The 14,632-nt window shown below is 59.6% G+C and carries 8 protein-coding genes; 2 read left to right on the top strand and 6 right to left on the bottom strand.

The features are described 5' to 3' along the window. Nucleotides 1-89 precede the first annotated feature (89 nt). On the bottom strand, nt 90-2,603 hold the full coding sequence (locus BQ7391_RS01840) for an InlB B-repeat-containing protein (RefSeq protein ID WP_083662039.1): 2,514 nt from the start codon (nt 2,601-2,603) through the stop codon (nt 90-92). 333 nt (nt 2,604-2,936) lie between these two features. Here BQ7391_RS01840 and BQ7391_RS01845 point away from each other — a divergent pair, with 333 nt between their 5' ends. Together BQ7391_RS01845 and BQ7391_RS01850 are read left to right on the top strand one after the other, a co-directional pair. Beyond that, complete coding sequence (locus tag BQ7391_RS01845) at nt 2,937-3,902, top strand: FHA domain-containing protein (RefSeq protein ID WP_159437338.1); 966 nt, start codon at nt 2,937-2,939, stop codon at nt 3,900-3,902. Between the two features lie 291 nt (nt 3,903-4,193). Continuing rightward, a complete protein-coding gene (locus tag BQ7391_RS01850; RefSeq protein WP_129583888.1) occupies nt 4,194-5,417 on the top strand; it encodes a protein kinase domain-containing protein in 1,224 nt (407 codons plus the stop codon). A 56-nt stretch (nt 5,418-5,473) separates the two neighbouring features. On the opposite strand, the gene BQ7391_RS01855 is transcribed toward BQ7391_RS01850, so the two are convergent. The 5 genes from BQ7391_RS01855 to BQ7391_RS01875 form a co-directional block, all read right to left on the bottom strand. Then, nucleotides 5,474-6,271, bottom strand: coding sequence for a hypothetical protein (locus BQ7391_RS01855; RefSeq protein WP_075279055.1), 798 nt, complete (start codon nt 6,269-6,271; stop codon nt 5,474-5,476). Between the two features lie 820 nt (nt 6,272-7,091). Further along, on the bottom strand, nt 7,092-8,072 hold the full coding sequence (locus tag BQ7391_RS01860) for a class C sortase (protein WP_159437339.1): 981 nt from the start codon (nt 8,070-8,072) through the stop codon (nt 7,092-7,094). Further along, nucleotides 8,065-9,150 (bottom strand): class C sortase, encoded by a 1,086-nt coding sequence (locus tag BQ7391_RS01865; protein ID WP_075279057.1) that lies wholly within the window; start codon nt 9,148-9,150, stop codon nt 8,065-8,067. The genes BQ7391_RS01860 and BQ7391_RS01865 overlap by 8 nt, the downstream gene beginning before the upstream one ends. A gap of 149 nt (nt 9,151-9,299) precedes the next feature. Next, on the bottom strand, nt 9,300-10,760 hold the full coding sequence (locus tag BQ7391_RS01870; RefSeq protein WP_075279058.1) for a SpaH/EbpB family LPXTG-anchored major pilin: 1,461 nt from the start codon (nt 10,758-10,760) through the stop codon (nt 9,300-9,302). Nucleotides 10,761-10,846: 86 nt separating this feature from the next. Then, entirely contained in the window at nt 10,847-14,092 is a 3,246-nt protein-coding gene (locus BQ7391_RS01875; protein WP_159437340.1) for a SpaA isopeptide-forming pilin-related protein, read from the bottom strand. Between the last annotated feature and the right edge of the window lie 540 nt (nt 14,093-14,632).

The following is a 14,632-nucleotide window of genomic DNA, read 5'->3' on the forward strand; positions in this document are numbered from 1 at the left end:
TTAGGGCCCGAGGCATTCAAAGGGAAAAGAGCCGCACGGGAACGGGAACCCGTGCGGCCCTTGCGGGTCGTCAGCTCTGCGTGGGCAGATTACTGCTCGTTGCGACGACGAAGGATGAAGCTAGCGGCGGCGGCCATGAGGCCAGCGATGCCGATGCCGGTAACAGCGACGGCGTTGGTGGCGTCACCGGTCTCGGGGACCTCGGACTTGGCCTCCTCGGACTCCTGAGGAGTCTCGGGGGTCGCGGCGTCATCACCGGGGATAACCTCGTCAACGTTCTTCTCCCACTTGGCCCAGAGGGTCATGTCGGAGGTGACGGGGGCCGAGAAGTCCCACGCCTGGGTCAGCGCGGTGTCGAAATACCAGCCGAGGAACGTCCAGCCATCGCAAGTAGGCGCAGGGGGCTCAGCGACCGAATTACCGTCCTCGACCTCAACAACGAGGTTGGTCGTGTTCGAGAGGCAATCATCAAAGGTGACCTTGTGGGTCTCAGTCTCCGGATCAGCGTTCTTCTTCCAGTTGGCGTAAACGTTGATCTCGGTCACCGTCTCATCGCCGGCGTAGCGAACAGTCGAAAGATCGGTGTAGAGGTGCTCGGTGTCGCCCTCGAAGTTCCAGCCGATGAAGGTGTAGCCGTCCTTGGACGGGCTAACGACGCCGCTCCACTCGGTAGTGCCATTCTTCACGGCGCCAGTGCCAAGAAGCTCCTCGCCGTCCCAGTAGTTGACGTTGATGTAGTCGGCGTAGGGATCCTCGATCTTGGTCCAGTTGGCGTAGAGGTTGATCTCCTTGACGGTCTCGTCGCCAGCGTAACGAACAGTCGAGAGGTCCTTGTAAAGGTGCTCGGTGTCGCCCTCGAAGTTCCAGCCGTCGAACACGTAGCCGTCCTTGGTCGGGTTGGCGATGCCGCTCCACTCGTTGGTGCCGTTCAGGACCGCACCGGTGCCGAGCAGCTCGTCGCCGTCGTAGTAGTTGACGGTGATGTAGCCCTCGTACGGATCAGAAACCTCATCCCAGTTGGCGTAGAGGTTGATCTCGGTCACGGTCTCATCGGCACCCATGACAACCTTAGAGAGGTCAGGATTAATCAGGGTCTCGCCCTCAAAGGTCCAGCCCAAGAAGCTGTAGCCATCCTTGGACGGGCTGGTCGGACCGCTCCACTCGCTCGTACCGCGCTTCACGGCACCAGTGCCGAGCAGCTCCTCGCCATCCCAGTAGTTGACGTTGATGTAGTCGGCGTAGGGGTCCTCGATCTTGGTCCAGTTGGCGTAGAGGTTGATCTCCTTGATAGTCTCGTCGCCCGTGTAGCGGACAGTCGAGAGGTCCTTGTAGAGGCGCTCGGTGTCGCCCTCGAAGTTCCAGCCGTCGAACACGTAGCCGTCCTTGGTCGGGCTGTCGACGCCGCTCCACTCGTTGGTGCCATTCTTCACCGCACCAGTGCCGAGCAGCTCGTCGCCGTCGTAGTAGTTGACGGTGATGTAGCCCTCGTACGGATCAACATCCTTCTCCCAAACAGCGCGGAAGGTAAGCTCGCTAACCTGATCATCAGCAGAAATGACCACAGACTCAAGGTCCGTCATGATGTCAGAGGCACCGTCCTGCTGCCAGCCTACGAAGATGTAACCGTCCTTGGTGGGAGCGTCGAGAACGCCAGACCAAATTGAGGAGTTGTTCAGGACAACAACGTCGCGAATGAACTCGTCACCATCGTAAAGGTGAACGGTGATGTAGCGCTGCTCGGGCTCCTCAACGGCATCCTTCGTGAAGTGGGCGACGATGGTGTCGGTCCAGGTGACGGGGACGGCCCCCTCCTTGATCGGCTCGTCATAGCCTGGCCACGTGAAATAGGCGAAGGTGTAACCCTCCTTGGAGGGCACCGCGCCGGAGTAGCTCAGAACCTCGTCGGTGCTGAGAACCTGAATGGTCTGCCCGAGGTCGTTGCCCTCCTCGTCAACAACCTTGTAGGTGATGTAGTGGGCCTCGGGCTCCTCAACGGCATCCTTCGTGAAGTGGGCGACGATGGTGTCGGTCCAGGTGACGGGGACGGCCCCCTCCTTGATCGGCTCGTCATAGCCTGGCCACGTGAAATAGGCGAAGGTGTAACCCTCCTTGGAGGGCACCGCGCCGGAGTAGCTCAGAACCTCGTCGGTGCTGAGAACCTGAATGGTCTGCCCGAGGTCGTTGCCCTCCTCGTCAACAACCTTGTAGGTGATGTAGTGGGCCTCGGGCTCGGACGCATCGTCAACGAACTTAACGTAAATGAAAGTATCCTCATTAATCACAGTCGAGAGATCCAGCGGCTGGCCGTTGGCTCCAACCCACTGAATAGTCTTGCCCTCAGGCACCGTAATGTTTACTGCAATACTAGGAACAATGTTCTCCAGCGTAGTTCCAGCGCTCCACTTGATGTTGTCGCCTGAATAAAGCGCCTCGCCCGTGTCCCAGTTGGTCACCCACACGCCATACTGCGCAGTTTCAGACAGGTTGTTCTTGGCCAGGACGCTTTCACCCTGCGCCAGCGCCGTAGCAGGCACGCTGGTAAGAACCATAGACAGTGACAAGCCCGCTGTCACCGCCGCGTTGAATACACGCTTCTTGTCCATTTGAACTCCTTTTCCCGTTTTATCCCCACCCGCTCTTTAGAGACGGGTAGATGAGCCCATCGATTGATGTGCTAGTTCATTCCATCACCGGGTTTCAGGAGTCTGTTGCGCAACATTACTGGTTGCGTTCAGTTTGCTGCATTTGAGTAAAAGTGCTGGTAGCTAGTTAATGACGTATCGTCGTATGACTACCACTTACTGAACTACCCTTGAATCGACCTTTCACCTTGCGGTACAAACTGCTTGTTGCACAACGTGAGCATTACGTTACTCGATGGTTATGAGCACGCAATGCCCCCGATTGACAGCGGAGAGGGACGGGTCATCAGGGAGGTGATACCGCTGGAGACGCCAAGCTCCTTCATGTTCGCGGACCTTCGCAAGTTTGGAAAGCTCACCAACCGCGACGCCGCCCAGGAGCTCCTGAGCGCCACGGTGACCTATGGTGGCAAGGCGCCCCGCATGCGCATCAACGACCGCACGTTCCTCTCGCGGCAGATCGTCCACGCCCTCCCCGGCCAGACGCACCCCGAGCTGTTTGCCGACTTCTTCCAGAGTTCCCAGACGCTGACGTCGCGCGTCATCGCCAACCGTCCCAACCCCGCAACGGCGCGCGAGGAAGTTCGCGCGCACTACTGCGGCGATGCCGCCCTGGGGATGCAGCGCGTCCTGCGAGACTTCGATCTTGACGACACGCTCTACGCCAATGCCATCAGCCGCATCTCCGCGGCGAAGTTCCGCTCGGAGTCAGACAGGACCGTCCTCTACGTGATGCTCTTTCTCACCATTGGGTGCCTCGCTGACCCGCAGCGAGCCGTCTCCATCGTCGAGCGCTTCGTCGAGTACAAGCTCGCCATGGACATCGGCACCGTGGAGATGGACGTGGGCGCCGGGTACGAGGACGGGGCCGATGCGGAACACGACGAGGTGCTTCTCGGCCTCCTACGCATCTCCGGAGGCACCGCGCGCCCGCCCATCCATCCGCTCGCGACGACCGACGAGGGCACGCTCGTGGGCTCCCTCGTCGAGGGCGCGGACGTCATCAACGACGTCGATGTGGACGTGAGCCGTCGTCACCTACGCGTCTGGCGCGACGGGGCGCACTGGTACGCTCAGGGACTGGGGTCCACAAACGGGACGACCCTCATCCCCGGCGACGGGGGCGACGCCGTCACCATAGAGCCCCCGAGGGCAAAGCGCGCGCACGACGGCAGCTACCCTCCCGTTGAGATCAGCAACAGCGACATCCTCTGCCTCGGTGCCACGACGCGCTTCCTCGTGATGCGAATCACTTCCTAGACTCCCGCGCCCAACGCACGGATTCCTTACCCATAACCTGCCACGCTGTGACGCGCCTCACGCGACGTCCTTCTCGCTGTCCTGACATACGCCGAGGCGGCGCAAACGGAACGGGCGCAGCAGGACGGACGGCATTCCGGGGCGTGCTATTTGCTATGACGACGTTACGTAGCTCACGGGTTGATCACATTTTTCCAGTAAGACGTTGCGCAACTTGAATCATGCCGCTGTTTCTACGATTGTCTCGACCTGTTCCAGACGCTTGGAACTGGGAAGAGGTACCCCTTGACATTGGAAGGTAACGACAGGGAGCAGAGCTGCCCTACAGAGATAATTCGCCTACGTGACTTCACCCCCGCATTTGGCATCATGCCCGCGCGGATGGGTGAGGTTCGTCGTAGGTTTGAGACGCTCCTCGCCCCATCGGCCTCTTCCGACGCCCTGTCATCCGAGGGAAATCCCGTCCTCAGCGCGCAGAACACCGCTGGCGAGACCTTTGCGCTCAAGCTTCTCAAGCCTCCCTCCCGCGCTCATGCGCCGGGCGACAAGACCCCGGACCCGGAGACCCTGCGCATGGTGATGTCAAGCAGGGAGCTGGCGTTCGCAGAGGAGTACCGCAGCATGCTTGCCGTTTCGTTTCTGAGGGGGTTTCCCCGGGTCTACGGATTTGGCATTGCGTCGGGAGGCCGAGCGGATAGGGAGCGCTCGTCGTCAGACGGCTGGGAGAGACCGGCAATCGTCATGGAGTGGATCGAGGGCCCCACACTCAGGGAGGCCCTCCCCCACCTCCCCGCGAGGACCTATGTGGACGCCTCCGGCGCGCTCCGGCGCTCAGTTCTCCCAGAGATCGCCGTGTCCCTGGGGGTCGCCATGCTCGACATCCTCCTTGGGGCCGGGGAGCTGGACTGCACGTTTCTTCACCGCGACCTCTCGCCGCGCAACATCATTGTGCGCACGTCCGTGACGAAGCTCTCCGAGCAGATTGCCTCCTCGACCTTTGACCTGCGCATTGTGGACCTGGGAAGCTCCTCCGTCCTGCGCACGAACGAGCGCGGCATCACGCTCACGCACGATATCTGGAGATTTGGCACCATAGAGTACGCCGCTCCCGAGATGCTGACGCGCGACGTTCCGGAAGTCTCTCGCCTGCGATACTCCGCGACGGTCGACACCTACGCGATCTGCAGCATGCTCTACGAGATGGTCTGCGACCGAACACCCTTTGAGCTCGGACGTCGCCCCAACTCGTCACCCTACCTCATCAAGATGCGAGAGCATCCCGAGGTGCCCATTTGGCTCGACGGAGACGCACGGGCGCTCGTCAGGCTGCTCGCGCGGGGCCTCAGCGCAGACCAGTCGATGAGATACACCCCCTCCGAGCTGCGCGAAGCGCTTCTCTCCTGGCCCAACGAGGGCAAGTCGCCGGTGGGCCGCGCGCGAAGGGGACACCGCCGCTCCCTTCTCTCAGCGCTCGCGGGCGCCGCCCGCGAGTGGGCGCGCGAGCGGCAGGGATAGAGAGCGGAAAGGCGGTCGGGAGCGGCGCCTCGAGTGCGGGCGCGACGCCCCGACCCCTAGTTGCCGCTCAGAATCTGGACCGGCGTGAAGGACGTCGTGATCTTGTCGCGCAGCTCGCCCTGGATGGACTCGTCGAGGCCTGTGATGTGGAGCGAGAGCTGGACGCCATCCGCAGACTGCGTCTTGGTCCACACGTAGGTGATGTACGACGTCACGTCCCCCGTAGGCTTGAGGAAGCCGAAGAGCGCGGACTGCTGAATCTCCCCGTCCTCGCTCATGTGCACGTTGACGTGGTACACGACGGTGTTGATATTGGGGTTGAGCAGGCAGTTGACCGCAAAGGCCTGGGCCTGGACGCCAGAGCCCGCAAAGCACTCAAGCGCGTTCTCGGAGCTCGTGTCGGTAACGGTGACCTCGACGCGCCCGGTGTTCTCGTCCGCCTCCTGGACGGAGAAGTCCTCCGGGAACTGCGTGAAGCCGTTGCCCCACTCCACGCCGCCGCGCAGCGCCGAGGCAACGGTGCGCACGGTGACGCTCTCCGTGAGGTTGGACGTGTTGGCGCGACGAATGAAGCCAAAGGCCACCTGGCCTACCACCACGGCAACAAGGAAGATCAGCACAAAGGAGACGGCGGTCTTGGTGATGACCTTGCCCACGTTGGAGCCGGAGGGGTCCTCCTCGGACAGGGGGTCGATGTCGAGCGAAACGCCCTTCTCCTTGCGGTGCGCGCGCTGGCGACGGGCGCGCTCCTCGTCGGAGTGACCGGTGTGGTCGACGGTCGCAAACAGCGTCTCGGCCTCGTCAGGCGAAAGCGCACCCTTCTGGATGCGCGCAATCTCGCGTTTCTTTGCCATCTCTCTCTTCCCCGTCGCAGGACCAGGCAGCCAAGAAGGCAGCGCGCGGTCACAACAGCCCTTGCATCAGTATACGCATTCGGCCCTGCAACCCGCAGAACTTGACAGTTTGCTCAGGTGCGCGGCCAAGTTGGCCACGCGAGCGAGAAGAGATGCTGCGGCCCGGTCCGCGAAGAGTGCGTCATACCAAAGGCATCAAGCGACGCATGGTTCTTACAGCTCGAGGATTTCTCCCCAGACGAGGCGGGCCTTCTTGCCGTCCGAGATGATGAGACGTTACCGCCCCGACGGTCGGCGAAGGAGCACATCATCTCGTACACATCACGCTCGGGCTTTCCGTCACGGCACTTGAGCTCGGTCACGAGCCCCTCTCCGGAGCGAATGTGACTGAGAAGGTCGTTGGTATCCATGTCAGAACGTCCTGGTGCGACAGTGTCGCCCCCGATGTCGCGACATTGTCGCTTGAATTGAGCATCTCGCCTCACCTCATGTTGGAAAAAGCGGGAGAGGGCCCATGCGACAGTGTCGCCCCCGATGTCGCGACATTGTCGCGCGCGGCACGGGTGTCGCCCCATGTTGGCAGGAGCGGGCTACGCGCCCAAGGTTGTAGAGGAAGCGTGCCACAGGGCGAGAAGAACGTCGCCCGTGCCCTGGACACGGGGCAAGCTTTGGCCACGGATGCCTTGCCAGCCGACGTCACAATTCGGCCGCACAATTACATCGTTTGAATCGATGATTGTCTCGTTGAATCGGCACGTCGTATCGGAATCATTTGACATCTCACGTTCTGAAAAGACCGGGCGCATCCGGTCAAGCCGCCTCAGTCAAAGTGCGCCCCACCTGGACCACGACGGGACCCCCGGCGAGCCATGCTCACCAGCACCCAGACTCCAAGCCCCAGCACGATGAGAAGGCCGGCAAGGCGCAGGACGTTCTCCAGATTGAGGAGCGGGGAGCCTTCCGACCAGCCCGGCCATATGGCGTGGGTCACCGTAGCGGCAACCGCCTCAGCGGGCGAGGGAGCAAGTTCGGCCGCATCGTCAGAACGCTCGCAGCGCACGAGGTAGCGCTGATAGTTATGTCCATAGGGGTGGCACGTGAGCAGCGTCACCATGTCGCGCCCCGGCTCCACCGCAAGCGCCCCGGTGTCGTTGGGGTCAATCACGTCAAATCCGACGACCTGGTACGTGAGCGTGTCCCACGGCGTCTCAATGATCACCGCGTCACCGATCTCGAGCGTCTCTATGTCGCGGAACATGCTCAGCCCCACGCGCGGCCCACGATGGGCGGCTATGACGCACTGCGTTCCGTCTCCTCCCGTGGGCATGGAGGTCCCTGCCAGAACCGCGGCGCCACGGTCGAGATTCTGCTGCGAGGCGCCGAGATAGAGCGGGATGGTCTCCCCGAGCCGGGCAATGGTCACGCTCCCGACGATCCCGTCGGGCAGCCCAAGGGCCGCCAGGTCGTCGCTCGCAAACGCAAAGGGGTCGTTCACGGCATCTCCCGTACCGTTGCGAACCTCATCGTTGTAGGCAAGAAGCTGCTCGTAGGTGTCATCGCCCTCTTTGGGGCGATAGTCGGCCGTCTCGTCCGTCATCTCGCCCTGAGCGCGGTCCGCCACCACAACCTCGGAGCGCCACGCTGCCAGCGCCTCGCTCGTCTCCTCCTGTGCCCGCGCTGACGAGAGGATGGGATACAAGACAAACCCCACGCCAACAAGCAGCATGATGACGCCCGCCAACAGCGAGACGACCCTGCGCGCACGGCGAGAAGGACGCGCCTGACCACTGGCCCTACTCACGGAAGTGCTTTCCGCCGCGACGAACATCCGATTCGTGCCCGTTGCGGTCGGGGCCCCTCTTGCCTCGGTGCATTGCGCGGTCCGCGGCGGCACGACGGGCGGCTCCCGAGCCTCGAAGGACGGGCAGGACGCCCACGGGACGACCGGGGCTCGATGAGGCCTCGGAACGCGCCGATCCGCCCGGCACCTCCGCGACGGAGCGGCGTCTCTTAACGGCACGAAGAGCGAGCGTAACCACGGCGATAAGCACGACAGCCACCAAGAGCCCTATTCCCACCGCAGTGAGCCAGGAGCGGTCTGCCACGGGGGCGTACCCATCCGGGAACGTCTGGGTGGCGTCCTTGTTGAGCCACTCGTCCGGAACATCGCAGCGCTCCGCGTGAACCAGAAGGCGATGCGTATTCACGCCATAGGGCGTGCAGGTGACGAGCGTACAGAGGTCGCGCCCCTGCTGGATGACCAGACTCTGGGTCTCCTCGGGGAGCACCGTCTCTATGTCGTAGACGCGGTAGGCGTGGCCCTCGCCGAGCACCTGGATGATGAAGTAGTCCCCCACCTCAAGCTGATCGAGGTCGTCGAAGATCTTCCCAGAGGGCAGGCCCGTGTGACCGGAGAGCACACAATGGCTCGACTCACCACCGATGGGAAGGGACGTTTCCTCGAGATGGCCCACGCCCTTCTCGAGCACATCGCTATCGACGGTATGGTAGATGGGCTCCTCCACCTGGATGCGCGGGATGTAGAGCGTACCCATCACGCCATCGCCCGCGATGTTGAGCGCCGCGTCGTACGCGCCGTCCTGCGGCCGAAGCGCCGCAGGGTCAAAGGGGTCCGTGACCACCGTGCGACTGCCGAGCAGGTCGGCGTTGTACGCGAGAGCCGCCTCGCGCTCCGCGGAGAGGTCCTCCTCGGCGACCTCCTCCACGGCGCTCTGCTGGAAATCGATGACGTTGCCCTGCGCCTGTTCAAGCAGATAGTTGCTCACAAAGGGATACGCCAGAAACCCGATGCCCACCAGGAGGATGAGCACCGCAGCAACGACGATGAGTCGTGTCTGTGCCTTTCGGCTGAGAGCCATGTCACCACGTTCCTCGTATCAGACCGTTCTCCCTTGCGACGAAACCCGTTCGCCGAAGAGGCTCAGCCGCGTGGTGAGCCCCTTCGGCGAACGGCACCCGGCTCGAACCGGGTGCCGTCGTCACGTGTCTGCGACGTGCGCGCTAGACGCTAGTTGTTGTGCTGCCTGCGGGCACGAACGATCAGCGCAGCAGCACCGGCGATAAGAACGACGCCAGTAGCGGTGATGGCGATGGTGCCCTCGCCGCCCGTCACCGGGAGGGACGGGGTCTTGGTGTTGGTGATGGCGTTACCGAGAGTCACAATGAGGTCGGCTTCCTGCGCATCGCCTTCCGTGACCGCATTAATCGTTACAGGAATGGGCGTCGTATCAAGCTGATACCCCTCAGGGGCGTCGGTCTCAACGAGAAAGTACGTCCCCGCCGGAAGGTCAGAAATGGAGCCCATGCCCTGGTTGTCAGCATTAGTCGTAATGGCGCCGACAGACGTGTTGGGGTCGCTTGCATCAGTGCGCACATCGAACGTGGCGGTAAGGTACGTGGTGGTGCTATCCTTGTCGATCTTCTGAATCTGGATGGTGTAGGTGTAGAGCTTCACCTCGTCCTCGTCGGTGTCGTAGTCGCCCGCGACGTACGGATCGCGTGCAAACTGGACCGTGGCTTCGTTGTTCTCGATGGGACCGGAAAGGGCAGCATCACCTACCGTGGCGGAGTAGGTCACCTCTACCGTCCAGCCAGCATAGTTCGAAATCGCATCATAGTCGAACACAATCTCAAAGGTCTTGCCGTTGAGGCCGTCAGCAGGAGTGAGGCTATAGTGAATCCCCTCTGCAAGGGGCGTTTCCTGACCACCCGCGGCAGGCCTGACCGTCACCGCGATGTCGTTGTTAAAGGACAGGCCATCAGACATGGTGTCACCAATGGCGAAGCGCTCGTTGATAGCATCCGCGGGATAGGCGGGGATGACAGACGTAATCGTAAAGGGAACTTCGTCGCCCGGCTTATAGTCACTCACAGGACCATTCTCGCCATTGATCGTCTTGTCAACAGGAGGCTGCTCGATTGACTTCATTTCCATGTCAACGTCATCGTTAGCCAGCGTCCAGTTCCCATCGTCGCCCTGCACGGGCTCGAGCTTCGCAATAGCGCGATCGTAGATCCTCGTGGAACCACCGGTGGGCGTGACGATGATGAGGTACTCACCGTCTTCGAGACCGTTAAACGTCACCGAAGTCTGGTTTGGTTCGACAACGTCACTATGAATATAGCTGGGCGAGAAGTTGTTATCGGAGTCCAACACATAGGACGCCATCGTATTCGCGTAACCCTTGATGGCAGTTCCATCATCCTCAGCATCGCGATACTCAACACGACCAATGCCGAAATCAGCCGTAAACTCCCAATCAACCGTGTTGCTGCTCGAAACATAGCTGAAATCGACAACCTTATAGAGGGTTACGGTCTCGTTTTGATGAACGTTGCTGACCGTAATGTTGCCGGTCTGCGTAGTATACGCAGCCAGCGCCGTCGCAGGGAGGGCGGCGAGGGCAACCAGAACCGCAGCGAACGCGGCAAGAAGCCCCCTCAGACCCCAACTCTTCTTTCTAGCCATGTTCTTCTCCTTCCGCCGCTTCGCGGCATTAATGGCTATAACTTCCGTTACGTATGCAAGCGGTCATAGACCGCGAATTGCTGTGGCTACCGATCGAACGCCCGACGCCTGCTCCAGAGCGCATACGCGCCCAGCGTCACCGCGGCAACGCCCGTGGCTGCGAGAGCGGTGCGCCCGTTGCTTCCCGTGGCAGGAAGACTGGGAATTGCCTTATCGGAGACCGTCAACTCGACGGTCGCCACCTGATAGTCGGCATCACCTTCGGGCCCCGTTGCAGCGCTTGAATAAACCGTCTCGGACGATTCCGCTCCTGGGAACGTTATGGCCGCCATGAAGGGATGCGTTTCCTCTGGATATTGCTGGTCTTCACCATTGTTCTCTGAGAAGACGATCTTCACAGCACCGTCCATGAGCTGATATCCGTCGGGCGCCTGCGTCTCAACGAGGAAGTAGGTCGTGCCGAGAACGAATTTGTACTTGTCTGGCTCAAAGCGAGCGATACCGCCCTGGCCGGTTGTCACCTCAGCCGCACCGCTGCCAGCCGAACCCATAGGCTGATCGACGCCCTCATCGAACTGCTCATTCCCGTTGGTGTCCACATAGAGCGCAAAGCCCGCGCCCTCAAGCGTCTTTAACGCATCGTCGGCATCGTTCTTGGTCACCTGCAGTGCCGGAAGCACATCGGGACCGGGCAGGCTCACCGAGAGTCGACCGTTGTTGCCGAGGTAGACCTTGAAGTGGCCCGCCTGATGGTCGGTAGTGGGCTCGTCATTGTTATCAACAAAGGTGGGGTAATAGGGGGCCAGTGCAGTGCCCGTCTGGTTGGCGTTGGGATCCTTATTTGCGGCAACCACGTCAAGCAGGTTTCCCAGCCTCGGTGAACCCTCGAGAATGCAAAGCTGGCCCTCTGCATTCTGCCCAACAAAACCGCTCAGGGTGCTGCCATCGCGTCCAATGACGCGCTGCACCTTTGATGCCCCTTCGTAGTATTCGATGAGGAAATAGTAGGTGGTTCCCGCTTGGACGTTACCTCCGTTCACCGGATTGCCGAGCACTCCACCTTGACCCAAAACACCCTCGGTACCGCCGGTATACAGCGGCGTATCCTCTTGGATGAAGTAGAACGGGTTGTCATCCGCAGGCGTGAACGTCATGGTTGCATCGCCAACGGTAACAGTCTCGTCACCATTAATCTGACTTGCTCCTGAGTAAGCGTTGCTATAGAAGTACACCGAATTGGACCCATCGGAGTGACTCGTCAGGTAGCTCTCGGCCACCCCGTTAAAGGAGCCAGAGTCGTTATTCCAAGCTCCATCGCCCTCAACAATCGAGCCATTCCCATCGACTACTCCGCCGGCGACGCCGACTTCATATACAAGGCGCAGCGGATAGACGTTATTGGTGTAGGTCTCTTCAGGATTGTTGGATACCGTCGTACCGTCCGACTTAACCGTCACATAGTTGATGCGGAGCGGGATGAGCGCTGCAGGAATCTGCACCGTCAGCTCCTGCTTGCCCGTCGTATTGTCCCTCGATACCCGAATGATGATGTTGTTCACACTCTGATTGCTGTAAAGAGCACTTTCAACGCTGTCCGTACCTTTGCCGTCAGCCTGCGTGTTCAGCGTATACGTGGTAACCGTTGCACCATTTTCTTGAGAATTGTGTTGATCGCTCACAACGAATGTCGTGTCACCAAACAGAAGGCCTGTAATCCCCTTGACCTCCATGTAGTCGCCAATGGGGTCGGTATAGGTGATATAGCCATCATGAAGCGGGGTCTGCGTGCCTCCGGTGGTCTCGGTGGGAATCTTTGCTGAATCGGTGATTGCACTGGTGATTTGCTGGAAAGCATTATTCAGCTCATCGGAATTCGTCGCCGCAAAGTAACGATCGACATAGTAGAGGCTATCGGGGTTGTTGGAATCGTTGCGGGGAATCTCAACCTGATAAGCGTAGTTGCCCGAGTTATTGCCAAGCTCACCATGAACGATAGTCCTATTGTTATTCTGATAGCTAGCCCAAGCTTCAGACACCTCTTGCACCTGCTGCTCAGTACTGGCTGCGCCCAAGGCCGTACTTTCCGGGTTAAGCACAACGTCGACCATCTCTTGCATGGCAAGCGTCTGCTGATCGGTACTGAAGCCGATGGTATAGACGCGGCAGTATGCGTTGTCGGCATTGGGAGCTTTATCCTCGCTTGCCTGCTGCCGGTAGTTCGCCGTAATTTGATTCTTCTTATAGGATGCGGTCAGCAGGGCCATGAAGCCGTCGGCGGAGTGCGGGTTGCTTGTGTCACCTCGGCCGATAATCGTGTCGCTTGCCAAGCGGCTCCACCAACTACCGCTCTCGGTTGTCCTATCTGAATCGACATCATACCTGCTATCGTTATTATCTCGGACCAGAGTATCGGTCACTGGCCACCCGTATCCTTCTGGATACCAAGTCGCATCGGTCGCAGAAGAGAAGGATGTCGGTGCGCCGTCAGACATAAGCACCACGTTGGGGATACGCGTATACGTAGTCTCCTCGTAGGTATACGCTGAATCAACCCCTGTCAGCATCGACATTCCGAGATGCATACCGGCTTGAATGTTGGTGCCGCCCGCGGTAATCGCATCCTGATTGTTGATATTGCAATGCACCGTAGCTTCCGCCTCGCGCTTACCACTGGTGCTCTCATATGGTTCAAACCTTGTTATCTGAAGGTAGTTCCCACTTGGCGCGTTAATGTTCCTCGCTTCAGTCAATTCTAGAAGCGTGGATGCGGTCCCGTTAAATACCGCAATGCCGATGCGATTCTCGGGGTTATCCTCAACCAGTGTGGCGATGGTCGTGTTGAGGGAGTCCACCATTGCCTGAAGTCGAGACTGAGACCGCGCGTATTCATCCGGGCCTTCAACCGTCTCCTGTGAACTCTGGCCCCAGTTCATGCTTCCCGAGAAGTCAAGGACAAAGACTACGTCCACCGGAATCTTGGGCAGCTGAGTTATCTCCTGAGAGGTAGCCATCGCGGAGTATGTGACGAGGAAGTCGCCGTTATACTTCTTCTCGAGCGAATGGGATGTTGCACTGCCATTTTCATCCACGCCGCTGAACGTAACACTGTCCCCGGCGGAGACGGATTTATCCGCCCAAACGCGACCAGAGTACCGCGTTGAGATGGTTTCGGAACCGGCAGTTCCGGGCATCCCGAATATATCTTTGTATGCATCCGCCGTCGAGGCATCCGCCACGTAGTTAGTTGCCCCGTCTGTGTTAGCCAGCGCCATCTCCGCGCCGGCAAACACGCAGACTGCAAGGACAGAGAGGAGCGCCATGAGCGCGCCCATCGCCTTGAAGGTACCCCCGGCCCTCTTGATCGCTCTCAGACTACGTGCCATATGCCCACTCCCAACCATTCTGCTGCGTCTTAGCTTCGGCTTAGCGTCGCGATAGAGTTATTCAGCTAATTGTTTGGAACTCTATCAGTAGGGGGGTACAAAAAACAATACCCCCTCCGTCTTTTTTACAATCTAATTTATTATCATTTGTTAATGATCATACTACTAATGTTTACTTTATACTTAGTTTCTTTAGTTTATAGATATGTATTCTTCTATTTGTTTATATGTCTGTATCTCAGATTGTTAAAACTAAAAAGTGTAGTAGGGGGTATTTTGTTACCCATCACACCCTTTCATTTTTCTGAAAGATAACAATCTAGGATTACGTGATGTATTCTGGGGTTCTGTGGGTCACCTCAGATGTCTTTGCTCCCGAAAGGCAGTTGCTGAGAAGAGCGTTGGAGCGCCGCGCTCCCTCCCTGGTCTGACCGTGCCAGACGGACCCACCGCTGCGCGTAACGTGGAGACACACGCTGTGCGCACGGT

Source organism: Thermophilibacter provencensis, assembly GCF_900128445.1.
Lineage (GTDB): Bacteria > Actinomycetota > Coriobacteriia > Coriobacteriales > Atopobiaceae > Thermophilibacter > Thermophilibacter provencensis.